Origin of the sequence: Paenibacillus sp. BGI2013 (genome assembly GCF_002843485.1) — a bacterium.
GTDB classification, from domain to species: domain Bacteria; phylum Bacillota; class Bacilli; order Paenibacillales; family Paenibacillaceae; genus Paenibacillus; species Paenibacillus amylolyticus.
The window spans coordinates 305,290-330,815 of sequence record NZ_PJFA01000004.1 but is presented as its reverse complement, the minus strand read 5'-3'; the positions used below and the strand labels follow the sequence as shown (position 1 = coordinate 330,815).

The window sequence follows — 25,526 nt, the reverse complement described above, 5'->3', positions numbered from 1 at the left end:
TGTATAACGCCTATCACTACGTCCGCCTCTTATCCTCCAATTTTGGAACCCTCGAATCGGCCAGTCATGGAGATTCTGAAGTAATTCGTTACGATACTAAAGATAAGGAACACGATTCCTCCAACTACAATATATTGTGTACTTATTCCAGTTACGATTAGTCCACATACACTAGCACCAAGTGTTGTTCCCAGGTTGGAAGAGGTTAGAAAGATCCCATTCGACAATTCGGGTGCCTCTGGTGCTGCCGCTACCACCCAATATTGAGTGATATTGCCCCCTATGCCTCCTATGATCCCCCAAATGAAAATAAGGAAGGCTGTTGGCACACTGAATTGTCCGAAGGTGAACAACAAGATGTATATCGTTATTAATGCAATGGGATACATCTTGATCGTTCTTAAAGGGAAATTAGCGAGCAGTTTCCCTGCTATCATGTTCCCAACCATATTGGCCAAGCCATATAGAAATAACAACACACTGACGGTGTTCCAGTCATAACTTGTCACGGTTTTCAGAAACTCGGCAAGGTAACTATAGACCCCAAATACAGCTCCGTTCATGAAAATCACGCCAGCAATGGATAGCCACATCACGGATCTTCTCAATACATACAGATGAGTACCCATAGAGATTCTTTTCGTAACTGGCATTGAGGGCACAAAAAGAAGTGTTGCTACAAATGCGACGATTGTTACGGCAGCAAAGAACAACATCGCATAGAACAACGATGTGCTGGTGGCAATCAAGCTCGAAAGGGGTACTCCAAGTACCATGCCTGCCGACACGCCTACAAATACTTTAGCGACTGCCTTGGGCGCTTCTTCCTTGGGGACTGACGCCGCTGCGACCGTAAATGCCAATGAGCAATAGACAGGATGGAAAAAAGCCGGAACGACACGTGCAATGACCAATACCGTAAAGTTTGATGTGATGGCGGAGACCAGGCTGCCCACAATAAAAATGCCAAGTACAAATAACATGACATGCTTGCGGTTCATGCCCGAAAATAATAAGGGCAAAATGGGGCCAGATACAGCAACCGCAAGCGCAAAAAGACTCACAATCAAACCAGCGGTTGAGATACTGACCTCGTAATGTTCTGCAATCAAAGGCAAGATTCCGATTACGCCCATCTCCGTATTTAAAATACTGAATACCCCAAAGGTCAGAATGAATACAAGCAGGTGATTTCGTTTAGTTGTCATATGCCATGGATTTAGAGAGATCCCGGTAAGCATTGATCTCTGTCTGAAGGTTGGCAATTTTCTGCTCTGCATCAGCAGTTAAAGCAGCCTTAGCAATAGTTGTGCCCATACCTCGACCAGCGCCATTGATAAACCATACTTTTGTCTTATCCATATCATTCATTCCTTTCAATTTCTTCTCCAGTTGCCTTGCTTTTTAGTTTAGCGTTTATACACCACATAGCAAATACTCATATCTTATAACAAGTTATGCTTGAAAGGCATTTCTGTAAGGTTTATTGTAGAATATAAGGGATAAAGGAGGAGTTACGATGGAGATTAGAGTATTGCGTTATTTTCTTACGGTCGCCAGAGAAGGAAGCATTACACGCGCTGCTGATTTCTTGCATGTTACGCAGCCCACCTTGTCCAGACAATTGAAAGACCTTGAACAAGAGTTGGGAAAGAAATTATTTATTCGCAGTAGTTACAGTATTATTCTCACAGATGAAGGTATGCTTTTAAGGAATAGAGCTGAAGAAATTGTAGGTATGGTTGATAAATTAGAGGCAGAATTTGAATCCATGGAAGAAACCATAAGTGGAGATATTTATATTGGCGGTGGAGAAACGGAAGCCATGAAACAGATTGCAAGAGTGGCAAAAGAAGTTCAGAATAAATATCCCGATATACGCTATCACCTATACAGCGGTAACGAAGATGATGTAACTGAGCGGCTTGACAAGGGACTCCTTGACTTCGGTATTCTAATCCAGCCAGCGGATGTCTCCAAATATAACTATATCAATTTCTCGGACAAAGATGTTTGGGGAGTGGTGATGAGAAAAGAAAGTCCGCTCGCCTCCAAAGATACGATTCGATCTACAGACTTATTACATGTTCCACTGATCTGTTCACGACAGTCGATGAAGCAAACATTTTCGAAAAATGAGTTTGCGGATTGGTTTGGTGAAGATTTTGACAAATTAAACGTCGTAACTACATACAATCTTGCATATAATGCTGCCATTATGGTTGAAGAAGGCATTGGTTATGCATTAACACTTGATAAAATAGTGAATACGTCCAGTGAAAGCGATCTTTGTTTCAGACCTCTAGAGCCAAGACTTGAATCTGGGTTAAATATCGTTTGGAAAAAACATCAGGTCTTTTCGACTGCTGCGGATTTGTTTTTAAAAGACATTCAGGCTAAATTTTAGACTGATAAAGGGATTAACGTGAGTATAAGAAGAAACCCACCGGAGTTTAATTCTCGGTGGGTTTCTTTATGACTTGTTCAATCCCGAGTAAAATAAGCTTCAAGCCGAACTCGAAAGCTCCGTCGGTTCCCATCACCTCAAACAGACCGTTCTTATACATCCTGCTGAAAAGTCCAGCTTCCTTCTCACTCATAGAATCCAGAAGTTGGATCATCTCTTCACCCTGAAGTGCTTCCTGATCCTTAAGAACAGCAGATATATTGCGCTGATGCTGATAATCATCCAGGACGAAGTAGAATACATAGTTCACAAGCGTGAGAACGGCCTGTAATTTCTGTTCTTGCTCTAGTGGCGTTGATTCCATACAGAGCAACATGCGGTTGGTGAAGCGGATCATGTCCGGTTCATGGGGCAGCGTCATCATCATGAGCTGTGTGGAGCACGGGTATCTGCTGAGCACACTCCGTACCGTCACCGCAAGCCCCTCCATCTGCTCCTTCCAGTCCCCTTCAGTATGAAACTCGTCCAGAATAATTTTCGATATCTGGTTGGCCAGACGCTGGTAGAGCGTCTGCTTGCTCTTGAAGTACCAGTATAGAGATGGAGCCTGAATCCCCAACTTGTCTGCCAAGCGTCTCATGCTGAATTTCTCGATGCCCTCTTCTCCAAGAAGTTCCCACGAAGTTTCCAAAATCTTATCTTCCGAAATCTGAGGCTGTTGTTTTTTCATCGGTATCCGCCCTTTTATCTAACAGTGTAAGTTTATGCTTTACAGGTTCATAAGTTCATGATAACATCTAACACTGTAAGGTTCAATCTAACGCTGTTAGATTAGATCAATATTAACGAAGAAAGTAGTGACCCACATGGATGCAGAAAACCTCCATTACTTTGAAAAAGCACCAATCGCCAAAGCCGTAGCTCACTTTGCTGTCCCAATGATGCTAGGCACGTCAATGAGTGTTATTTACTCCATCTTGAATGCCTATTTCCTTGGCACACTTGGTAATACGGCAATGTTAACCGCACTCGCATTAACTTTACCTTTATTCGCGGTCATCATGGCCCTTGGTAATTTAATTGGTATAGGCAGCGGTACATTCATCTCCCGTTTGCTGGGAGAGAAAAAAGTAGATGATCTGAAGCATGTATCTTCATTTGCCTTTTACAGCAGTTTAGTTCTCGGAATTATTGTGATGGCCGTTGGGCTCCCGCTGATTGAACCAATCGTTCATGGGCTGGGGGCAACGCCAGAGTCCTTCGGATTTACAAAAGAGTATGTCACGATTATGCTTATAGGTTCACCCTTCGTCATCTTATTCTTCACCCTGGAGAATATCGTGCGCTCAGAAGGTTCAGCAATGACTTCTATGACCGGTATGATTCTCAGTGTTGTTATAAATATTATCCTCGATGCACTATTCATTTTTGTCTTCCATTGGGGCGTGATTGGCGTTGCATCTGCTACCGTCATCTCCAACTTGGTTGCGAGTGCATTTTACGCATTCCATATGAGTTATAAGAGTCAATTCTTAACCGTCTCCCTGAAATGGTTCAAGGTGACGAAGGACATCCTGAGTAATGTGTTCAAAATCGGTGTTCCCGTCTTTGTTATGAGTGTCTTCTTGGGTGCAATGTCGCTTATTCTTAACCTTTTTCTTGTCGAATATGGGGATCAGGCCGTTGCTGGGTATGGAATCTCATCACGTTTATTACAATTTCCTGAGTTTATTCTGATGGGTTTGTGCGAGGGAGTTGTGCCGTTGATTGCCTTCTCATTCACAGCGAACAAATTACGCATGAAACAAACGATTGGATTCACGATAAAATCTATTTTGGGTTTAGCCATCCTGTTTGGGGTTGTCGTCTATCTGATTTCCGACCACTTGATTGGTTTATTTACGACTGACCCGCAATTAATTGAAATGGGTAGCTACATTCTTCATGTAACCTTTTTATCCTTGTTCATTACAGGAATGACTTCTTTGTTTATGGGGATCTTCCAAGCAACAGCCCAAGGAACCGCCGCGTTTGTTATGTCCATCATTCAAGGAATTACACTAATTCCTGTATTGTATATTGCTAATCAAATGAACGGCTTTCATGGAGTGATCTGGTCGCTCGTTATTGCGGATGCCGTGGCGTTCCTAGTTGGGGCCATCATGTTATATGTTTTGCGGACCAAATTGCAGCCGGATCTGGAACATTTAGCACAGTAGATAACATATAACACGCAAGAAGGCAGGATAAGGGCGCTCCCGCTCCCTGACCCTGCTCTTTCATTTCCAAATGACAATTATTTATCTAACGATACTAGGAAACTATAACTGTAACTGTTATAAGGAGAGCTTGGTCAACATATGTTCTATTTCATCCATATACCCTTCCACTGTAATGCTTCTCGGAGCAAACAGAAATAATAGTGATTGTTTCCATTCCGAGCCTGCAATAGAGGTTGGTAACATCGAATGTTCTGTATTAGAGAAGATTTTCACATGAAGCAAGGAAGATGGCTGAATTCCTTTACGGTATGCTTGCTCTGTATCAACAATGTCCACATTCACATCATCTTCTCCAAGCAGAAGTAGTACAGGGGTTTTGAAATGATGCAAATCCGCCGTGGCATCTGAAGCAAAATTTTTCTTTATGAAGTTCCAGCGTTCTTTGGAAATCAGATCATCCTCTCGAGCAATCTTGGTGTACTCTTCATATGTGCCTTGTTTCTTTAAAATCTCTTTAATCTGGTTTTCATAATCGACCTGATTTTGAATCTCCTCCGTGGAATAACTATCTTTCGCCATTTGGCCGCGTGTGTTGTATTCTCCCTGTTCCAACCAGTTTATCGCTGGTGATACCAAAATACTGAAGGCAAGATGTTCTTTCCCAGCAAGCTTAGGAATCACCCAGCCTGCTTGGCTGGCACCCCATACGCCTATTTTGGAATCATCAATGATGGATTGTTCTTTCGCCCATGCAATTGCTTGTTGTGCCTCCACAACACGATCATCCATGCTTTGATCTAGCCAGTTTCCCTCTGAACCCCCGATTCCCCGTTTATCTAGCGACAAGGATGCATACCCGATCGATGCCAGTCGCTCCCATAACGGTTTGTATCCCTCACCATGAGTAGAGTCTATCGGACCGTCACCGTGAATAAACAGTACTAGACCTAGCTTGTCTGAATGGTTTCTGGGTAACGTGAGCGTACCTGTTAACTTACCCTGTGGAGATTGAATTTCAATGGTTTGTTCCTCCATGTCAAAATCACTTTGATCGACTATGTACAGTCCTGCACCAACCATCAGTAAGATTGCCACAATAACTGAGATGTATCGTTTTTTCCAATTAAACATAACTATCTCCTTTGTAAATCATATAATACCATTGGTTTTCGCCTAAGAGCAGGCCGGTCAGAAAGCTGTTTGTGCTATACTGCTTGCGAAATTGATAGCGTTCATATAACTGTATCGCTTGATGATTCTGACTTGCCACATGCAAGCTAAGAGATGATATTGATTTGGATTGCAACATATATTTCTGTGCCCATTGAAGCAACTGCGTACCAATTCCCTTGCCTTGGTGCTGTGGATGTACAACCAGATCTTCCACATAACATTCACCTAATGTAGGAGTATGCTTCAGCAGATGTAAACCAGTTATTAACTGAAGCAGTTTCCACATGCCAACCCTATTGCACTGGCCCCACCAATGAGGATTGGCACGAACGCTTGTTATTGCTGCTCTGTTATCTGCTTCCTTCCATTTCAAGCACATGGTGCCAACAATTTCCTCATTTTCACGAGCAATGACTCGAAGAGTACTTTGTTCCATGGGCGGATGATTGAGCAACTGTTCAAATGCGTAAGCCAGATCAGTTATGGACAATGAAGTGATCTTTTGAAATTTGTGTCCAAAACCATAAGCCATGAGTTCAGCAACAGCTTGATGAAACTGGGGACAAACGGGTTCTATCTGAATGGAAGTTGTCACTGTGTGCCTCCCCTACTCGATCATTTGTAACAATAGCTCATAATGAAGCTTTTCTGGTGTGAATAAAGATAAATAAGATTTTTCTACCATAATAAGTGGACCGTGATACGGATAGCCCTGGTGTTCTGCATAAGCATAAAATTCGTTGATATGTTCTTTGAGTTCAGCTTCAATTTGTACATATACATGACGAGAAAGGTATTTTCCTCTAGGCAAAACTAAATCGTTTGCTCCCTCCTTTTGTGTATAAATTCCTACGGTGTCCGTCTCGTCGTACGCATAATGGATGTCGGCTTCAAATAAATTGGGAATGTTTCCTTTATGTTGGGTCAGTTGCCTTGCTTGCAAGTACCCTTGCGCTTCCATATGGAACCACAGTGATAAGTGAATCTCCTCACGAGTAACAATATAATAAGTCACTTGATCCTCAAGCGGAATATGCTCTTGCTCATGCAACAACTTGCTGATAAGGTGCTTTGTTTGCTGAAGCTGAGTGATGGCTTCTTCCGTGTCTGCCAACGCTTGGCGAAATAATGATGTGATTTGAACGGTTGTCAGATTACTCAAACATTCCTTGATCATTTGAACAGACAGTCCCATTTTGCGAAGCAACAAAATATGAGATAGACGGTAAATTTCATCTACCCCATACATCCTGTATTGGTTTTCTGCTATATAAGCAGGGTGTAACACCCCTTTTTCTTCGAAGTATCGAATTTGATGTACAGAGACTTTCATCAGCTTTGCCAGCTCACTAATCGTAATTTCATCACTCAACCAATTCACCACCTTTGCTGTTTTTCATATTACAAGCATAAACCTTAGGTCTGACCTAAGGTCAAGTTTTATTTTAGCCTCTCCTGATAACAAAAAAACCACGGCACCAGATTCGGTACCGCAGTTTATTAATCAATCATCCTATTGGATTTGTTTCATGTAAGATTTGAATTCCTCAGCAATTTCTTTGTATTTGGTATGATGCAGGTAATGTGAACCTTCCATTGGGATCATCTTACCCTGTGCGGATTGTTTGGCTTGTTCTTCATGTAGCGGAATCCACTGCGGGTTTTTCTCGTTATTGGATTGAACAAAGAGAAGCACTGGCAGATCACTAGGATACGTGAGTTTTTCTCCATTTTTGAAATTGGAACCCAGATGTTTAAGCTCATTTACTAATGTCGGATTTGTCGAGACTTGATTCGAAATCAACTTCATCTGTTCTTTGGTATGTTCATCATAGTCAAGTGATGCATATGAATCACCACTCACTTTATTGAGTACTCTCATTAAGCCTGATTTTTGAAAGAATTTCATTAAGTTCAAAGGTAATTTAACATCCATGCCAGGTTGATTCGGAACACTGCTATCGATCCCGACAAAAGCAGAGACTTCATCCGGATACGTGTTCACATAAGTCGCCGCGTACAGTCCCGTGATGGAATGCCCCATCAGAATATAACGATCTATACCGAGCTGCTGTACAGCTTCATGAATTTCACTAACAATATTCTCGGTGGTTCTCTCCTTTTCGGTTTGGTCGCTTAACCCATAACCGAAAGGCTCAATCGCCACAACTTTGTAATCAGAAGTTAATTCATCGATTAACAATTTGAAATCAAGTACTGGTGACGGTGTTCCTTGTCCGGGAAGTAGCACGATGGTTTGTTCGCCGCTACCTTGAATGGATACATTCATATTCTTCCCATCAATATTGACATATTGGCCGTACGATTCGATTTTCTTTTTCTCGGCCCCATTACTTATCGTATGAACGACAAACGTGATGCCCATGAACAGCACCAGCGCGCCGACAATACCACCTATTATTTTCAACCATAAGTACCGTTTTTTACGGCCCTTAGTCCCCGTTGTTGTTACATCCACTGCTTCTGCCATTTCCATCTTCTCCTGTCGTTTATATCTGTAGAGCCGCTCTTGCGACATAGGTATAGTGTAACCATGAAAGATGTCCCCTTCGTGACGGGAATATGAACGGAGTATGAACTACAAAAAAAAGAGAGCTGCTTGTTGAGAGCAGTTCTCCATAGGATAAGACAGTTTTAGTGGTCCAGGAACACAAGCTGAATGAAGAACAATACCGCAAAAATGTAGAAGATTGGATGAACATCTTTACCTTTTCCACGAAGCAGCTTGAGTACCGGATAAAAGATGAAACCTACGCCGATGCCTGTTGCAATACTATGCGTCAATGGAGTAAGAATGATAATCAGGAAGGCAGGAAATGCTTCTTCGAGATCATCCCATTTGATTTTGCTGATAACGTTAATCATAAAGTATCCAACAATGATCAGTGCCGGAGAAGTAATCGCCGGAATGCTTGATATTACACTTACGATCGGTGTGAAGAACAAGGTCAGCGCAAGCAGTACACTTACCGTTACCGCTGTCAGTCCCGTTCTTCCTCCTGCAGCTACCCCTGTGCTGGATTCGATGTAAGCCGATGTTGGACTTGTTCCGAGCAAAGCACCTGAGGTTGTTCCTACGGCATCTGCCAATAATGCGCCACGCGAGCGTGGGAATTTACCATCCTTAAGCAATCCTGCTTGTTCAGCAACGCCGAGCATCGTGCCTGTCGTATCAAACAGCGTGATCAACAAGAAGGTAAATATGATTGTATATAAGCCATTCGAGAATACCCCTGCCAGATCCAGTTGCAAAGCCGTTGACGCGAGGCCTTGCGGCATGGATACAATCGATTCCGGCATTTGGAATAGTCCCATAATCCAGGCAAGTATCGCTGTTACCACCATTCCGATGAACAGGTAACCTTTCACATTATAAGCCATCAGCACAACGGTAATAATCAATCCGATAATGGTCAGATAAGCCATCGGCTCAGCCAAGTTTCCGATCGTAATCAAATTCGATTCTGAATCGGCAATAATCCCGGCATTTTGCAAACCTACCGTTGTAATAAACAATCCGATCCCTGCGGTTATGGCATGTTTTAAGCTAGCAGGAATTGCATCTAGCAACATGTAACGGAATGAAGTCAGTGATAAAATAATAAACAAAATCCCTGCTATAAATACGGCTCCCAGTGCAACCTGCCAAGATACGCCATACCCGGCAACTACGCTATAGGCAAAGAATGCATTCAGCCCCATACCCGGCGCGATGACGATTGGATAATTGGACCATATTCCCATAATCAGAGTTCCCACAATACTTGCCAGTACCGTTGCTATGAATACTCCGTTAAAGTCCATGCCCGTGCTGCTGAGTATTCCTGGGTTTACGATAACTATGTATACCATTGTGAAAAATGTTGTAACCCCTGCGATAATTTCTGTGGGGATGGTCGTGCCTCGTTCTTTAAGTTTGAACCATTTGTCCATGGTAAAGCCAGCCTCCAACTTTCAAATTATACTCCAAAGCTAAAAACAAAAAATCCTAATCTTCATATAGGATTGTAATATTGTCGCTCCTATATTCGTTGTTAGGATTTAAAGATTCAACAGCTAAGCTCTAAACTAAACATAAAGATACTCATATCTGTTTTCAACCTGAAGTCCATTTCGTATTCTAATTAAAATTACATGCAATGTCAATGAATTAACGATTTGTTCACAGTTATTTACGAACTATACAGACATCATCTCTTTTGTTCATTCGTTTTTAGGATAGAGTAAGTACGTATCGCTCAATGTCTGCGATATATGAAGAAAAGACTGCCAGCAATGTTCACTGACAGTCTCTTGCTTAATTCGTAGTAGGTTTCTCTTCATATTCGCTGGATAATTCTTTTAGCGATTTGATTTTGCCATGGGGATGATGTCATTCCTGAACAACTTTATTCTGCTTGTATAGGTAATAAGAGAATTAGGCAAGCATATAAGACAAATTATAGAGAATTCAGAAGTTAATTGGCAGGACCCAGATTAATCAAGCTGACCTCGGATAATGAGACGGTTGTGTTGCCATCTTGCTCACCATCAATGTTACCCAGATCAAATGAAATTCGAGTATTCGCATAGCTGTCTTCTGTTGCATCAAATGTAAACGTGAACTCCTGTTCTTCTGGGGTCAAATCAACTCGTGCCCCAAAGAACCCATGCCATTCATAGTTGGCAGCTGCATCGACCCATCCAATCCCCAAACCCAATTTCCTGGACTTCTCCGCTTTGGCTTTAAACGTTAATTTATATTTAAAACCTTGCTGTATGCCGAATCCTTCATTGATGACTTGACGATCCCATGGATGCTGTCCTGCATGACCAATCTTGGCTTGAAGCTGTTGATTGCTAACTTGCATCTCAAGGTCCGCTGCATTACCATCCGCGTGGGTAAACCAACCTTCTGCACCTTTGGAGAAGTCCCCATTGGGAATAAGGTTAACATGAGCTGGCTGACCTCCTTGATCTGCATTCGGATTAACTTCATATAATTGGACGTTATTGATGTGAATCGAGTGTTCACCTGTAGATAGCGGATATCCTAATCCAAATGCAAGCATAGCTGCCGAATCGGAGGTATCCCCCATAGTGAAGGTGTAAGTATACGACTTTTGATCTGCGGTTAATTCCACTTCTTCTTCAAAATACTTCACAAAATCGCCTGCATTCTGAGAAAGAACCGCTTGCATGGATTTAGGACTTGAAGCAGATGCCTCGAAGGTAAGTCGGTACGTTTTGTTTGCATCCAGTTTGATCTGACCTTGTTGCAATAAAGCATCCCACCAATGTTCACTTGTACCAGGCAATTTAACCATTAATCCTTCACCCTCGTCATGTGAGGCTGTCAGATCATTAGGAGTTAGCTCCCAATGATTCAGATCAGCTGTTAGCTCACTGTTCTGAATTTTGTTTTGTGAAATATCCACCCAACGTGTATTATAATCTGCTCCTTCAAAATTCACATAATAGGGTTTGCCTGCTGTCAAGTTGACCCCTGGAAAATACACCGTTTTATATGCTTGCCATCCACCCGTGTCTCCGAGACTCAGGTCTGATTGTGCAACGGTTGTACCTTGTTCATCCTGAATGCTGAACTGAACCTTGGAATCACTTTTTCCACTGGCCATTCGGGCAGACAGAACATATACTCCGTCGTGAGCTACATCGATTTTATATTGCAGCAGATCTCCCTGATCCATGTAACTGACATGTTTTCCTCCTTCTACGGAGTCCTCCAGTTGTAAGCCCTGCATCATCCAGGCTTCGGTTGCAGGAACATGTGCGTAGCCATTCACTGACAGAGGTTTGCCGCGTTTCGTCAGACGAACATTGTCCACATATACCTTACCTTTAGAACTGCCGAATAACAGTTTTAGCTCGGATTGTGCGATTGATGCTCCATCTCCAATGATGATTTCTCCGGTGTATGTTTTCATTTCTTGGTTCAAGGAGAGGTTTTGTCCTTGATGAACCTGTACCGTATGCCCATTACTGCTGACAACATCAATGTCGATACTTCGCGGTGTGTCTGCCTTGGCATCTAAGGAGAAACCATACGTTGTATTCGCTTCCAGTTTCAAATCGGGTTGGTTCACCGAAACTTGTTGTGGGTCATTATTCGTTTGAGTAACATCAACAACCAGCTGACGCTCCATAATTGGGAATTTCGAAAAGTTATTTACACTTATATTGGCTTCAGCATTCTCCTGGACGCTGGTGGTCCAGAAACCGAGGCGTTCCTTACCTTGATCAAATGTACCATTGTAAATGAAATTACCATCAGGCAGCGCGTTCCGTTCAACCGTTATTGGATCAGCCTCACCCACCTCAATCAGTCTGACATTGGCAAGCCAAACCGTTGTATCATCCAGCCCCAGATTAAATTCAAATCTGGCATTGTTATCCGTGCCATCCCGCATATTAAAGGTATAGTCATAGGATTGCCAATCTGTCGTGAGTGCAAAGGTGTTATCACCCGAATAATTGGTCCAACTTTTTTCGAATTGGTTCAGTTTGGACATGATCGTACGGTTAGCAGATGCTTTCGCATCAAATTGTATCTTGTACTTTTTGTTTTTCTTGATGTACATCGGCATCTGAGTGAGTTGAACCGAGTAGTTTTCAGTACCCGATGCATCAATGGTAACTTCTGCTGCTTTCCCTTTCTGCTCATCTGTTACAACTTTGACACTGCCAGCTCCATCAGCATTTGTGATGAATTTCCACTGCAGAGGCACTCCATTGTCTGCAGCCCCTTCCGCAAAACGTTCATTGTATATTTGATTGCCATCGGCTTGTGGGTCACGCTGTTGCACAGGCTCGATGGGATTTGTTGTTACATCAGGCCATGTGTCTAGATTTTTGTAAGAATATACTCGCACAAAATCAACATTCATCTTTTCGGAAGTGAAGTTGCTTTCAGGTGCCCCCGGCCAGTCTCCTCCAACTGCCAGATTCAGAATCAGATAGAATGGACGATCAAATGGTGCAGGGAACGTATAATACTCGGGTTGGCCGGCGGCCTTCGTTTGCCAGTTGGTCACTTCATGATGCAGCTTTCCATCCACATAGAAACGAATCATACCCGGCAACCATTCCACCTGGAAATCATGATAATCGTCAGCGAAAGTTTCTCCCTTCGGAAGAGTAAGGCTTCCCTGATCATGTCCATGGGAACCGTCAGGCTTCACACTGTCATAATGCAATGTGCTATATACCTTGTTATTACTCTCTTTGCCACCAATTAGCTCCATAATATCGATTTCTCCAGAGGCAGGCCATCCACCATAATGTGCTTCATCTGTTGGCATCATCCATATGGCAGGCCACATGCCTTTTTCGATCGGAAGCTTCGCACGTACAACTACTTTACCGTAGGTCCAGTCGCCTTTTCCCATGGAGATCAGTTTGCCAGAGCTGTAATCTTTACCGTTTTTCGGACCCTTTTTTGCTTCAATCTGCAACACGCTTCGATTCTGATCTTTCGTAATGCGAGTGTTGTCCGGGCTGTAATATTGCATTTCATTGTTATAAACGAGTCCTGTATCCTGCACGGTCCATTTGGAAGAATCAATCGAAGGTCCGTTAAACTCATCATTCCAGACCAGTTCCCATTGATCATGCGGAATCGTTGTTGCTGGAACCGGTTTTTCGCCCGCCGGATTGCTTGGTGTCGATGGTGTAGACGGTGATTGCCCGTCTGGAGAAGATGGTGTGGGTGTACTTGTCACATTTGTTGAACCACCAGGCTGCGATGAAGCAGGTGGTTGGGCTTCACCCACCATGGATGTGCGCAATCCTTGTTTTACTTTCTCTCCGTTGATCACAACATCATCGGCATCTACACTCAATTTTTGGATTGTACCTTTGGTATCCATTTGAGTCTGACTCGCTTCTGCATGAATATTCATGGAATCAATCAGGCTGTTTGAAGAGATCTCCAGAATGGATTTCTGCTTTACATGCATCTCCTGAATGTTGCTTTCTTCCGTAATGGCAATTCTGACGGGTTCCCCACGTTTGTCAACGACTACTCGCTTCAGCTTGGAGTTGTTAATGTTGATGGAATGACTGCCTCCGCCTTTAATGATGACACTTCCTGTAACAGTTACGCCCTGAAGAACAACAGATCCCTCGCCTATGCCTTCTGCCAGTAGCAGATTTCCATTGACAACCATATTTTTCAACGTGATATCCGTTGATTTAATAATCAAGTTGCCATCTACCCGGGACTCATATGCTCCAGGAGTGCTTTTTACATCTGCAATCATCGCTGACAGTAACTCTGCCGTCTCCGCTCGTGTAATCGAGGTTTTAGGATTTAATTTGCCTTGGAAACCTTTAAGAATATTTTCGTTCACCAGATAGGTAAGCGCTTTCTTTGCATAACCGGAAATATCATCTGCATCCTGAAATTTCAATTGTTCACTATCTTCATTTGTAACCGCTGAAAGTTGAAAAGCTCGATCTACCATAACCGCTGCATCTTGGCGTGTAATCGGTTGTTGTGGTGACAGATGTTCACGGTCTGTCCCTTCGATGATGCCAGAACCATTCGCTCGTACCATCACGTCATAGTACCAATCGTCTGAAGTCATATCCGCATATGAACCAGTCGCCGCATTACCGGTGAAACCAAAGGCCCGATCCAGAATCATGACGAATTCAGCTCGGCTAATGACCTGACTGGGCTTGAACGTACCGTCCGTATAACCTTTCAATAAATTCAAGTCTTGCAAACGTGTAACTGCAGATTGTGACCAATGCCCCGTCAGGTCTGTATAGGGAACAGAGAAGTGCAGGCTTTTTGCCTGCACATTTCCCACCTCCGCTTGACCCTGTACACTTTCTGCTCCAGCAGTTGCTGGATAAACGAGAGAAGCCATTAAACTCCATGCCACCATACATGCCAGTCCTTTTCTCATCCTTCTTCCTCCCTCAGCTCAGTTATCCTTGCATTTGCATAGCCTATTCCTTGACTGCTCCAATAACGATCCCCTTAACGAAGAATCGTTGTAAAAACGGGTATACCATCAGGATCGGAAGCGCGCCGATAAAGATCTGTGCTGCGCGTACGGTTCGCTGCGAGATATTCTCCAACATGGAAGGATCGACGTTGATTTTGCTGAGATCTTGCTGAACAATAATGGTCTGTAATAGAGAAGCAAGTGGATAATTTTTAATATCAGACATATAGATCATGCCGTCGAACCAGGAGTTCCACTGATACACCATCGTAAATAAGGACAAGGTTGCGATAGCTGGAAGTGAAAGCGGTACGTAGACCAGAATCAACGTTTTGATATGACCTGCTCCATCCAAATAAGCTGCTTCCTCAAGTTCTTTAGGCAGACCGCGGAAGAAGTTCATCATGAGAATAACGTTCCACACGGACAGTGCGCCAGGCAGAATAAGCGCCCAGATTGTATTCATCAAGCCAAGCTTCTGGATCAGAATGTAACTTGGAATCAAACCGCCGCTGAACAAAATGGTAAATACGAAAAACCACGTATATAAGGAGCGACCTTTAAAACTGATATCTTCCTTCGACAACGGAAATGCGGTTAAGAGCATGATGACCATACCAATGATCGTTGCAATTACAGTCCGTTTAAGTGATACGATCAAGGAGTTGATGAAGTTCGAATTCCCGAATGTTTTCACATATGCGTCCGTTGTGAACCCGATGGGCCAGAAGGTAACCAGGTTTGATGATGCTGGCGCCATACTGCTGAATGAAACAGCCAATATATGAATAATTGGTAAAATGCAGAGTATCGATAATATCCCAAGAAAAGTATAGTTAGCGATGCTGAATATGCGGTATCCTTTTGTTTTATAATACAAGCCCTTTTCTCCTCTCTAGAAAACTCGATAATTAGCTAGTTTGTAAGCCATTCTGTAAGATATAACAATCAAAATGGTAGCAACCACAGATTTGAACAACCCTACTGCTGTGGCAAAACTCATCTTCCCGTTCAGAATTCCGAGTCGATATACAAAGGTGTCAATGATGTCGCCTTTGTCATACACAAGTGGATTGTACAAGTTGAATACCTGATCAAAACCGGCGTTCAGGATATTGCCGATAGAGAGTGTCATCAGTACGATTGTAATCGGCATTAATGCCGGAATCGTAATGTGCAGCGTCTGTTTAAATCGGTTGGCCCCATCCACCTCGGCAGCCTCGTAGAGCGCAGGATTAATTCCTGAGAGAGAAGCCAGAAATACGATCGTACCAAAACCAAATTCTTTCCACACATCACTGAGGATCAGCGTTATCCGGAACCATGTACCGTCTCCCAGGAAGAAGATCGGTTCTCCTCCAAAGGCTACGACAAGCTGGTTGACCATGCCGCCCTGAGGAGACAGGATATCGAGCAGAATACCACCGAGAATAACCCATGATAGGAAATGCGGTAGATACACAAGCGTTTGACTTACTCTCTTGAATGCCGTCAAGCGTACTTCATTGAGCAAAATGGCAAACAGGAATGGAGCGAATAGTCCTGCGATGATTTTGAAAAATGCAATGACCAACGTATTCCAGATCACCTGACCTACGTCCGGATATAAAAATAAATATCGGAAATTGTCCCAACCCACCCATTTGGATTCAGAAAATCCCAAGTATGGTTTGAAATCCTGAAAAGCAATTACAATGCCGCCCATCGGTATGTACTGAAACACCAGTGCCAGCAATACAGCTGGAATGAGCATCATATGCAAGGTCCAGTTCCGTTGCATATTCCAGCGCTGTTTAACCCTGGTGGAGCGCCGTTTATGCGGCGTTTCTAACGTATGTTCCTTCACTCCTGCATCCCCCATGTTCTAAATTTTGTATTTTACAAGTCATCGTGAACTTGTATATTAAAATTATAGCAATGGAAATTTGTGATCTATATCCTAATATTGCAACAACGATATCAATATTTTAATAAGATTAAGGAGGTTGGACTTTGTTCACACGCTTGAATGTCTTTACCAAAATTACACTGTTGTTTGTGATGCTGCTTATTCTGGTGCTGTTTCTCTATACATACTCGAACCGGGAAAGCGTGCGTGTTATCGAACACGAGATTCAGAACAATACGATGAATCATCTCTCGACATTTGCTGATTCAGTAGAATCCAACATTTACCAACTGTCATTGTATGGGATGTCTATTGGGCAAGATTCGAGTATTCAGGAATATCAACGTCCCGACTACAAGGACATTCCCTATGAACGTGTGAAAGTTGGAAGTGCCATTCTGGAGAAAATGAATCTGTACAACGCAGCAAGCAAATGGCATTCGACCATCACACTATACTTCCCAAGGATGCAAAAAGTGATATCAACGGATTATTATGCTTACATTCCGTACAGGGATGATGAATTTAAGGAGCCTCTCTCGCAATCCTGGACCTATGCTGACAATCAGTTTATCTGGTACACTACCGATCCAACGACAGCGATGGCGAGACCTGGCAAAGCCAGATTGATTACCAAAATCAGTTTTCCAGTTCATCACTTAACTGCACTTCTTAATCAAAACAAGTTAAACAATAAGGGCGATCCATTCATGTTCCATCCCGACTATGGTTTAATCAGCAATAGCTCTGGAAAGGAAACCCTGAATGCCATCCTGCCCTCTCTGAAAGAAGCAACACTGCAAGCCAGCGGCGGATTCAGCACAACGTTGAACAAAACGGAATATTACGTCTCCTATATTCAATCCAAGAGCCTGGGCTGGTATTATGTTGACTATGTGCCGATGCAGCAGATTTTGAAACCGATTACGAGCAGCCGAAATCTTTTTTACGCTTCAATTGCCGTTCTGATCGTGATGAGCGTTGTTGTATTATATACACTCTACCGAAGTGTGCAGCTTCCACTCTTACAGTTGGTGAAAGGGACGAATCGCTTGTCAACCGGGGACTTTTCCGTTCGGCTGCATCATTCTGCACGCAATGAGTTCAGCCTGTTATTTGCACGTTTCAACATCATGGCTCAACGAATTCAAGAATTAATCGAGAATGTATATGAGGAGAAATTAAGAAGTCGGGAAGCCACGCTCAAACAGTTACAATCGCAGATTAATCCGCATTTTCTATATAACTGCCTGTTCTATATCAAGAACATGGCCCGAATGAAAAATGAAAAGGCCGTGGTAGCCATGGCACTGAATCTGGGGGAGTATTACCGATACATAACCAGGTCCGAAAAGGATCAAGCCACGCTTCGTGAAGAACTGACGATGGTCAAAAATTATTTGGAAATCCAGTCACTTCGTCTGGAACGAATGCATTTTACAATCGACGTGCCCCATGATATTTTAGATAAAACAGTTCCCAGACTAACCCTTCAGCCTATTATTGAGAACGCTATTATTCATGGTCTGGAGCCCAAATCGGTGGATGGTAAGATTAAAATCTATGCGGACTGCGAGGATGATGTGTACACGATTATCGTGGAGGACAGCGGGCTTGGTATGTCTGAGAAACAGCTTGATCATCTGAGGGATAATCTTCTTAAACCGCTGGATGAGAATATGGGATGTGGTACATGGAATGTCCATCAGCGTTTGTCTTTTCTGTACGGTGAAGGATCTGGACTATCCTATGAACAGTCTTCAATGGGTGGAATTAAAGTTAACATCACATGGCACGACAATACAGACAAGTAGGTGAACGACCCATGCTGCAAATATTACTAGTTGACGATGAACGTTCCGTCGTGGAAACGCTGGCAGAGACCATTCCGTGGGAAAGCTGCGGGATCGGTACAGTTCATGAAGCCTTATCCGGTGCAGTAGCGCTGGAAATTATGGACAACCACGATATTGACATTGTAATTACGGATATACGTATGCCCGAAATGTCAGGCATTGCACTAATTACAGCGATTCATGAAAAGTGGCCGCATGTGCAGACAATTCTTTTATCAGGTCACGCCGACTTTGAATATGCGAAACAGGCCATTGCACAGGAAAGCTTTGATTACTTGCTGAAACCTGTTAGTGATGAAGATCTCATCGAATCCGTGCAACGTCTTGTTCATCGAATTAAAGAAAAGTGGGAAACCGCAGCATCTCATCAAAGAGCCTTACACGCCTTTCAGGATCATCTGCCATTGCTTCAATCCACGATGCTGCATGAGTTGCTGACTGGAAAAGTCTATGATCAGAAGACGCTGGCAGACAAGCTTGATCTGCTGGAGCTTCCCTACTCCGTAGGAGAAGATCTCGGCATGCTGATTATTCGTATGGAGAAACATCTATCCGATATGGCACACGGCGACCTGGCTTTAATGGAATATGCGATATGTAATATCATAAGTGAAGTGATGCATAATCATTTTCATATCTGGCACACACGAGACGTGCATGATTACATTGTTGTTCTGGTAAGCATGAAACATTCCACAACGATGAGTTACAGCAGGAGTGAGACGCCTCAGACATTGCTTGAGCAGTATGCTGCCCAGATTCAAACCAATGTTCAGTTATACTTGAAAGGTGCTATCTCCATTTCGGTCTCCAGTTGGGGCAAGTTTCCCCATGAAATTGGAGAACTCTATGAGCGAACGGTTATGTCCATGCGTAAACGGATGGGTCAGGTGCAAGGTTTGTTTGTCACCGCTTCCGATGAAACGGATGCTAACCCTCTACATACGATCAGGTCGCTGTATCAGCCACCAACGTTGATTAGCCTGCTCGAAGCTGGTCGCTTTGAGGATGTGGAACAGAAAATCGAACACATTTTTGCGGAACTGCTGCATTCCAATGAACATCATGATATTGCCGAGTCAACCTTTGAGGTGTATTTTGCTATAGCGGGCGCGTTTGCGTACATCATTCATAAAAATGGCAAACAAATCTCTTCTTTGATTCCAGCAGAGTCCTATCGTTACTTTCAAGCTCCCAGCTATTCCACTGCGCAGCAGCTACAGGACTGGTCCGTCCGTACACTTCATTACATACGAGATGATGCTGAACAAGAGCTTAGAGACAATCACAGCACCATTGTGCGCAGCGTCAAAAGTTTTGTCGACCTTCATCTGGCTGGTGATGTATCACTGCCTGCAATTGCTGACCATGTGCATCTGCATCCAGTGTACTTGTCCAAGGTATACAAGGCGGAGACAGGTGAAGCACTTACTGCCTATGTGTACCGGTTAAGAATGGAGAAAGCAGCCTATCATTTGCGAACATCAACCGCCAAAGTGTTTGAGATTGCAGAACTTGTCGGTTACAACAATACCGCATATTTCATTCGAGTTTTCAAGAAATTTTATGATCTTACACCGCAGGAATATCGGGAAAATCTGCCGGTTTAAGAGAGTACACAGACCAGACTTGACGTTCTAGTAATCTCTCCGGTTTCCCCTTCTCCATATCAAATACAAAAAGGCATTGCCGGAGATCTTCTCCTGCAATGCCTTTTTGGTGCTTATGTGGCCGGGATGAATCATTTCAGCCAGCCCTTTGTCATCCTATTTTCCGCTTTTCACGGAATCATACCACTCGTTAACTTCTTTCGTAATCTGATCTCCGCCTGAAGACTTCCACTTCTCAACAAATGAGTCGAACGCGTCCACAGAGGTTTTGCCATATACAATTTGAGAGAAGGTATCCTTCTCCATCTTCGTCAAAATGTCATTGTTCATCTGCATCGTCATTGAAGGTGCACCGGTAAACATTTGATTGAACACGATATCCTTTTGATCCAAAACAATCTTGGCTGCATCAAGCATAGGTACTGGTACACCTGATTTGATTTTTTTCTCAAATGGTGTAGTTGCTTCTTCACCGCTTGCCAGCTTGGCAAGTGTTGTCATACTTAGATTGGGAATACGCGCTCCATCAAAAGTCAACGTGTACTTCTCGGGAGCATAACCCCCCGTAAGACTTGCATCGGTTGATGGTTTCCCATCTACCATAACCCAATCGTATCCTTCCGCAAATCCATGCTCAAACTCATCGCCCTCTTTAGGATTTGCATAGTGATCAAAGAGATAGTTCTGATAGGTGAAAAAGGCTTCCGGATTTTTCATGTCTTTGTTAATCAGAACTACGCCGTTTCCGTTTGACGTACCGTGTCTTCCTGCTTGACCGTTTGGACCAGAAGGAATTGGATACGCCTTGTATTCAGCCTCCGGATTGTTTTTCTTCACATCCTCCAGCGGCCAGGATGGCATCCAGTGAGGACCAACCACAATACCTGCTTTTCCGGCAGTAAATTCTTCAGCTGCTTTTGTCTCATCATACACGCCGGCTTCTTCCGGGATATACCCTTTGCTCATCCAGCTCTGTAATTTGGCCAAAGCCTGCTTTGCACCAGGTGTAACGGAACCGTATTCAAGTTTTCCATCTGCCGTCAGATTCCATTGGTTTGGCATTGTACCATAAGCGCCAAATACCCACCCAGCTTCTGACATCCATGTGTTCAGCCAGTTCTTGAAGCCAATGGTGAGTCCGTAAGTGTCCTGCTTCCCATTGCCATCCGGATCTTGATTCGTAAACGTTTCCATAATGACTTCAAGATCATCTATCGTTTTAGGTGCTTCCAGATTGAATTTCTTCATCCAGTCTTCACGGATCCACATGACAGGATCACCATTATAGGAATAGTCCAGAATCGGAATACCGATCTTTTTGCCATCTTGCATGTATGGATACCATACGGAAGGATCTTCGTTTACGGCTGCTTTCCATGTGTCGCTGGCATATTTGTCAAACAACTCGCCCGCATCGACAAATTTTCCGGACTCAATCAATTCACGCACCAGATTGAATTCGCCGCGATACGAAATAATGTCCGGCATGTCCGCATTGGAAGCAAGCGATAGACGCAGTTTTGTCTCAAATGCATTATTGGTGGATGGAGATATCCACTGGTTTTTCAACTCAATTCCGAGTTTCTCCTTGGCCCATTTTGTATGGACGTTGTTATCCTGATCCTCGCCTGACTTAAACTTCACGTCTGGACCCCATGGTCGTAAATACGTAATGGATACTGGTGGATCATACTTCCCATTTTTGAGCTCCAACGTTGTCGCTGGTGTACTCGATTCAGTTTTCTTATCGCTCCCGTTACTACACCCACTCAAGGCTGCAGATAGGGCCAATACACCGATCATGACCAAACTGCCTACTCGTCTCTTTTTACTTGTGTCCAACTTCGTTCCCCCAGTCTATGTAATGTTGCTTACAGGTTAATCATAATGAATTTTTGATATTTATGCCCATACTAATATTGCAACATTTATTGCATTAATTTAGGATATTGGATATTGAATACATATATTGAATAAATACAATACCAGAAAATAGAAAAAAGCAGCCGCTAACGGCTGCTTCAGTCTGCTTAATTACTCGTATATTTAACCCAATCGTACTCAGCATAGAGCGGATTAGCCCCGTTATAAGGACCGAGCCAGCTATCTACTCCTGTTCCATTCCACAAGTTCATCATGATTTTTCCGGGTGTTTTAGGAATATTGCTGGTTGCCGTGTGTTTCAATACACCATCAACATACCATTTGATATGTCCCGGCTGCCAGTCAAATGCGTACGTATGGAAACCTTGGGATGCATCAAAACCTAGATTGATAATCTTCTCATGATTACCAACCCCATTGGTATAATAATTAAACTGAACTTTGGTTGTGTCTTTTCCTAAAAATTCGATATCAATCTCATCCCATTGGGTGCCATGTGCGGGCCCTGTGTATGTGAAAAATGAGGAAACTACACCTGTGTTCTTGGCAGGTTTCATACTGACTTCATATAAGCCGTACCCATACGTATTCGTGGTACGATACTCTCCGCAATCAAACTTGTTCTGTGCAGAGCTGGTCAAACCAAGCTTAAGCTTGCCGTCACTTGTAAAATTAACATTGTTAGCCCTCCACGTACAGTTAAACATGTTCCCATTGGAATACCCATCCGCTTTTTGCCATGTACTTGCGTTAAAATAGGTTAGAGGTTCCCAGAACACATAACCCGCGAAAGCGCTTACCGAAAAAAACAAAGAGATGACACCAGTTACCGCCAAAGTATACCAAGACTTCCTCTTCATCACACACCTCCATGAATGATTCCAACATGTATAATCAGCGCAATAATAGATAGCGCTTACATGGTTGGTATTTCCATTTTATCCGGAAGCATGGTGGTAAACTATAGCAAACTTTAAAGCAGAGATATTCAATTTTTAAGATCCTCGTTCTTGTATCTAATCATGTTATGTTAAGACTATGCCAGTTTCATACACGTAAGATGGATTGAATGAAGCGCCTGCCCTTCAGCATAGAAGGAATCAGGCGCTCCATGAAAACCATTTTTACATATATCTCAACATGTTTGTTTCTTTATTCACCCTAAAAGGGTTCTATTTCGCACCAGCTCGTACCAAAATGTCTTCAATTTCTTTGAAGCCATTATTCTTCGCATGACTGAGTGGTGACACCCCATCACGGTCCGATATGTTTACGTCTGCTCCATGATTAATGAGTAATTGTATCGTCTCCTGCTGCCGAGCATTGCCATCGTTAAGAATGATCGCTTCGAGTAGTGCTGTCCATCCCAATTGATTCACATGGTCCACATCCACCGAAGTTTGAGTGAGTAGTTCTTGCACTACATCCACATATCCATGCTCCGAAGCTGGAATAAGTGCTGTCCCTCCATATCGATTTGTTATCGCTGGGTCCGCTCCCGCCTCGATTGTCAGCTTCAAAATATCCAAGTATCCTTCAGCACCAGCATACAGAAACGGGGTATTTTTCATATCGTCCTGTATATTCACATCTGCCCCCGCTTCAATTAACACTTTAGCCGATGTTAGATCATTATTGTAAGTTGCAATCATTGTAGCGGTTCGTCCACTCTGATCTTGAGCATTGATATTGGCACCTGCTTGAATCATTTGTTCGATGCGTTCAGTATCGCTGTCCTCTACTGCCTTGAACAGCTGTTCATCTGCTGAAGTCATGGCCTTTTCCTCCACGTTAGAGTCGTTTCTCATTTCAGGCACGCAACCTTGAACGATCAACATACTGCTTATCAGGACAACGATAATCAGCGTTTTACTCATACTGCCTCCTTTACTCCAGTGTCAAGGTGACCGAAGAAGCGATACTCCAATCCCCAACTGGGTTTATTGTATACGTAGTACCCGGAGTCAACTTTCCATCATTTGTTAGGTCGAATACACCCGTCGCACCTTTTCGACTTGAATATTTATAAGTGGCCGTCAGAACATCCCCGCTAGGTGAAGTTAACGTTACACTTCGACCAGAGAACAGTTCATCCCCAGGGTCCTGGTCAAGCGTAACTTCAATGGAGGTTTCGCTCACTGCTTGAGCACTTGCAACCACCAACGAATCAAACGATTTCGCTGTAAATGAAGCATTTTCTAGGTTCGCCCAATCCGAAGTAACCGTATATGTGACACCTGATTTCAGCGTTTGACCTTCAGGCAAACGGAACTTCGGTTCTTGTTTACCGTCTGTGGATTGCGTGAACGGGACATATCTGGCAACGATAGGCTCGCCACCTTCTGGCGTAATTACAACTTGTCTTGCCTGCATGGAAGAAATGATTTGATATGTTTTGCCTCCTGCTTGCTCTTGATCATTCAGCACAAATGCATTAGCTCCTCGACCACCGCTGTAAGCCGAAATGATGTAACCGTAATCCACTACACCATTCACTTGCAGTGCTTCAATCTCGAATGTATCATTCGTTACTTGACTAGCCGTTGTCATGTTTATTTTCGTGGCACTGCCTTCAAAGGAATCAGCGTCTTGCCCTTTGTAAGTCAGGTTGTACACTTCACCAGCATCTTGTACGGACGTTGGAACGATGTAAGTCGCAATCGACCCTGTTTTCAAACGGGGCATATTGGTTAACGTCAATCCGCCACTAAACGCAAAGTCCGTTTGTGCCTTGGCAAAAGCTTCATTCGCTGCTGTCAGCGGTTTGTCAAAAGTTACAATTAACGTAATGCATTCAGTGATCTAACGCTCTTGATTTGAGCTTGCTCCGAAGGAATAGCTTGGTGTGCGGTTTGTAACAACACTGCTGTTTCGCCACGCGTTGCTGTACCGTTCTCGGAGTAGAACTCGCTCATCCAATGGTGAACGGACTTAACATCACGTTGCATCGCTTTGGATACGACCTGTTCGAGTTCAGCATCCGACACTTGACTTTGCGGATTGAATTGTCCATCGTTAGCCTGCATGATGCCAAGTTCAACAAGCTTTGACGCATATGGCGCATACCATGCATTCGGATTCACATCTGATAGTTCTACGATTTCTCCCGTCTTGCTCTCCAAATTAAACGTTTTGAAAACCAATGAAGCTAACTCCGCACGCGTAATGGCTCGATGTTCACCCATAGATTGATCTGCATACCCGTTCATGATCTTCAAGCTATTCAGATCCTTGATAGCAGCTTCAATCTGTTGTTGGGTAAGCTGTGCGGTTGTTGCTGCAATGTTAGTAACGTATGTAGCTGCATGTACTTGATTCGCAGTTAACGGGAACACTGCTGTACCTAATGCAGTTATGGTTAGAAATGTAGCGATTTTGCGGGTTGTAGAATTCATAGTTGAATTCCTCCTCTATAGGTTGTAGTTGCCTGTATCTATAGAATAGAGGACAAAAAGAAACTCCCAAGGCTAAAGTTATTAACAAAATATAAACTGGCTCTAAATTTTCA

The 25,526-nt window shown here is 43.3% G+C and carries 20 protein-coding genes; 4 read left to right on the top strand and 16 right to left on the bottom strand.

Going from position 1 to position 25,526, the window contains the following annotated elements; genetic code table 11:
• Positions 1-29 precede the first annotated feature (29 nt).
• Positions 30-1,208, bottom strand: a complete 1,179-nt coding sequence (locus tag CXK86_RS12465) for an MFS transporter (RefSeq protein WP_076253132.1) — start codon at positions 1,206-1,208, stop codon at positions 30-32.
• Positions 1,198-1,362: a hypothetical protein gene (locus CXK86_RS32665; RefSeq protein WP_156946122.1), complete on the bottom strand. Its 165-nt coding sequence runs from the start codon at positions 1,360-1,362 to the stop codon at positions 1,198-1,200. The genes CXK86_RS12465 and CXK86_RS32665 overlap by 11 nt, the downstream gene beginning before the upstream one ends.
• 157 nt (positions 1,363-1,519) lie before the next feature.
• Between CXK86_RS32665 and CXK86_RS12455 the strand changes: the two genes are divergently transcribed.
• Complete coding sequence (locus tag CXK86_RS12455; protein WP_076253131.1) at positions 1,520-2,407, top strand: LysR family transcriptional regulator; 888 nt, start codon at positions 1,520-1,522, stop codon at positions 2,405-2,407.
• 46 nt (positions 2,408-2,453) lie between these two features.
• Here the strand turns inward: CXK86_RS12455 and CXK86_RS12450 are convergent, their stop codons facing one another.
• Positions 2,454-3,137 (bottom strand): TetR/AcrR family transcriptional regulator C-terminal domain-containing protein, encoded by a 684-nt coding sequence (locus tag CXK86_RS12450; protein ID WP_076253130.1) that lies wholly within the window; start codon positions 3,135-3,137, stop codon positions 2,454-2,456.
• Between the two features lie 136 nt (positions 3,138-3,273).
• On the opposite strand from CXK86_RS12450, the gene CXK86_RS12445 reads away from it, so the two are divergent.
• Entirely contained in the window at positions 3,274-4,626 is a 1,353-nt protein-coding gene (locus tag CXK86_RS12445; protein WP_076253129.1) for an MATE family efflux transporter, read from the top strand.
• Between the two features lie 117 nt (positions 4,627-4,743).
• Here CXK86_RS12445 and CXK86_RS12440 read toward each other — a convergent pair whose 3' ends face one another.
• From CXK86_RS12440 to CXK86_RS12405, 8 genes are all read right to left on the bottom strand, one after another.
• Entirely contained in the window at positions 4,744-5,760 is a 1,017-nt protein-coding gene (locus CXK86_RS12440; protein WP_076253128.1) for an alpha/beta hydrolase family protein, read from the bottom strand.
• Positions 5,753-6,397, bottom strand: a complete 645-nt coding sequence (locus tag CXK86_RS12435) for a GNAT family N-acetyltransferase (protein WP_076253127.1) — start codon at positions 6,395-6,397, stop codon at positions 5,753-5,755. Before CXK86_RS12435 ends, CXK86_RS12440 begins: the two co-directional genes overlap by 8 nt.
• 12 nt (positions 6,398-6,409) lie before the next feature.
• Complete coding sequence (locus CXK86_RS12430) at positions 6,410-7,174, bottom strand: MerR family transcriptional regulator (protein WP_076253126.1); 765 nt, start codon at positions 7,172-7,174, stop codon at positions 6,410-6,412.
• A gap of 141 nt (positions 7,175-7,315) precedes the next feature.
• Positions 7,316-8,293 carry an alpha/beta hydrolase gene (locus CXK86_RS12425; protein ID WP_101313828.1) on the bottom strand — a complete coding sequence of 326 codons (978 nt, stop codon included), beginning with the start codon at positions 8,291-8,293 and terminating at the stop codon, positions 7,316-7,318.
• Positions 8,294-8,457: 164 nt separating this feature from the next.
• Positions 8,458-9,756 (bottom strand): NCS2 family permease, encoded by a 1,299-nt coding sequence (locus CXK86_RS12420; protein WP_017688352.1) that lies wholly within the window; start codon positions 9,754-9,756, stop codon positions 8,458-8,460.
• Between the two features lie 524 nt (positions 9,757-10,280).
• On the bottom strand, positions 10,281-14,738 hold the full coding sequence (locus CXK86_RS12415) for a carbohydrate binding domain-containing protein (protein WP_076253124.1): 4,458 nt from the start codon (positions 14,736-14,738) through the stop codon (positions 10,281-10,283).
• 43 nt (positions 14,739-14,781) lie between these two features.
• Entirely contained in the window at positions 14,782-15,660 is an 879-nt protein-coding gene (locus CXK86_RS12410; RefSeq protein ID WP_017688354.1) for a carbohydrate ABC transporter permease, read from the bottom strand.
• Positions 15,661-15,675: 15 nt separating this feature from the next.
• Positions 15,676-16,560 (bottom strand): ABC transporter permease, encoded by an 885-nt coding sequence (locus CXK86_RS12405; protein ID WP_100527900.1) that lies wholly within the window; start codon positions 16,558-16,560, stop codon positions 15,676-15,678.
• A gap of 212 nt (positions 16,561-16,772) precedes the next feature.
• Here CXK86_RS12405 and CXK86_RS12400 point away from each other — a divergent pair, with 212 nt between their 5' ends.
• Positions 16,773-18,482, top strand: a complete 1,710-nt coding sequence (locus CXK86_RS12400) for a sensor histidine kinase (protein ID WP_083684762.1) — start codon at positions 16,773-16,775, stop codon at positions 18,480-18,482.
• Positions 18,483-18,493: 11 nt separating this feature from the next.
• Positions 18,494-20,134 carry a response regulator gene (locus CXK86_RS12395; RefSeq protein ID WP_036615627.1) on the top strand — a complete coding sequence of 547 codons (1,641 nt, stop codon included), beginning with the start codon at positions 18,494-18,496 and terminating at the stop codon, positions 20,132-20,134.
• 156 nt (positions 20,135-20,290) lie between these two features.
• On the opposite strand, the gene CXK86_RS12390 is transcribed toward CXK86_RS12395, so the two are convergent.
• The 5 genes from CXK86_RS12390 to CXK86_RS32895 form a co-directional block, all read right to left on the bottom strand.
• Complete coding sequence (locus tag CXK86_RS12390) at positions 20,291-21,937, bottom strand: extracellular solute-binding protein (RefSeq protein ID WP_051447411.1); 1,647 nt, start codon at positions 21,935-21,937, stop codon at positions 20,291-20,293.
• 227 nt (positions 21,938-22,164) lie between these two features.
• Positions 22,165-22,878 (bottom strand): beta-glucanase, encoded by a 714-nt coding sequence (gene bglS / locus CXK86_RS12385; protein ID WP_036615630.1) that lies wholly within the window; start codon positions 22,876-22,878, stop codon positions 22,165-22,167.
• Between the two features lie 312 nt (positions 22,879-23,190).
• Complete coding sequence (locus CXK86_RS12380) at positions 23,191-23,895, bottom strand: ankyrin repeat domain-containing protein (RefSeq protein ID WP_101313827.1); 705 nt, start codon at positions 23,893-23,895, stop codon at positions 23,191-23,193.
• A gap of 10 nt (positions 23,896-23,905) precedes the next feature.
• On the bottom strand, positions 23,906-24,703 hold the full coding sequence (locus CXK86_RS32900) for a hypothetical protein (protein WP_306821943.1): 798 nt from the start codon (positions 24,701-24,703) through the stop codon (positions 23,906-23,908).
• Between the two features lie 95 nt (positions 24,704-24,798).
• Positions 24,799-25,413, bottom strand: coding sequence for an S-layer homology domain-containing protein (locus CXK86_RS32895; RefSeq protein WP_306821942.1), 615 nt, complete (start codon positions 25,411-25,413; stop codon positions 24,799-24,801).
• Between the last annotated feature and the right edge of the window lie 113 nt (positions 25,414-25,526).

What these genes read in the sequence shown, in the direction of transcription:
- bglS (WP_036615630.1), bottom strand. Translation starts at nt 22,878, where the DNA reads ATGAAGAGGAAGTCTTGGTATACTTTGGCGGTAACTGGTGTCATCTCT.
- CXK86_RS12465 (WP_076253132.1), bottom strand. Translation starts at nt 1,208, where the DNA reads ATGACAACTAAACGAAATCACCTGCTTGTATTCATTCTGACCTTTGGG.
- CXK86_RS32895 (WP_306821942.1), bottom strand. Translation starts at nt 25,413, where the DNA reads ATGAATTCTACAACCCGCAAAATCGCTACATTTCTAACCATAACTGCA.
- CXK86_RS12440 (WP_076253128.1), bottom strand. Translation starts at nt 5,760, where the DNA reads ATGTTTAATTGGAAAAAACGATACATCTCAGTTATTGTGGCAATCTTA.
- CXK86_RS12405 (WP_100527900.1), bottom strand. Translation starts at nt 16,560, where the DNA reads ATGCAACGGAACTGGACCTTGCATATGATGCTCATTCCAGCTGTATTG.
- CXK86_RS12415 (WP_076253124.1), bottom strand. Translation starts at nt 14,738, where the DNA reads ATGAGAAAAGGACTGGCATGTATGGTGGCATGGAGTTTAATGGCTTCT.
- CXK86_RS32665 (WP_156946122.1), bottom strand. Translation starts at nt 1,362, where the DNA reads ATGGATAAGACAAAAGTATGGTTTATCAATGGCGCTGGTCGAGGTATG.
- CXK86_RS12425 (WP_101313828.1), bottom strand. Translation starts at nt 8,293, where the DNA reads ATGGCAGAAGCAGTGGATGTAACAACAACGGGGACTAAGGGCCGTAAA.
- CXK86_RS12420 (WP_017688352.1), bottom strand. Translation starts at nt 9,756, where the DNA reads ATGGACAAATGGTTCAAACTTAAAGAACGAGGCACGACCATCCCCACA.
- CXK86_RS12390 (WP_051447411.1), bottom strand. Translation starts at nt 21,937, where the DNA reads ATGATCGGTGTATTGGCCCTATCTGCAGCCTTGAGTGGGTGTAGTAAC.
- CXK86_RS12395 (WP_036615627.1), top strand. Translation starts at nt 18,494, where the DNA reads ATGCTGCAAATATTACTAGTTGACGATGAACGTTCCGTCGTGGAAACG.
- CXK86_RS12445 (WP_076253129.1), top strand. Translation starts at nt 3,274, where the DNA reads ATGGATGCAGAAAACCTCCATTACTTTGAAAAAGCACCAATCGCCAAA.
- CXK86_RS12380 (WP_101313827.1), bottom strand. Translation starts at nt 23,895, where the DNA reads ATGAGTAAAACGCTGATTATCGTTGTCCTGATAAGCAGTATGTTGATC.
- CXK86_RS32900 (WP_306821943.1), bottom strand. Translation starts at nt 24,703, where the DNA reads ATGCCCCGTTTGAAAACAGGGTCGATTGCGACTTACATCGTTCCAACG.
- CXK86_RS12450 (WP_076253130.1), bottom strand. Translation starts at nt 3,137, where the DNA reads ATGAAAAAACAACAGCCTCAGATTTCGGAAGATAAGATTTTGGAAACT.
- CXK86_RS12455 (WP_076253131.1), top strand. Translation starts at nt 1,520, where the DNA reads ATGGAGATTAGAGTATTGCGTTATTTTCTTACGGTCGCCAGAGAAGGA.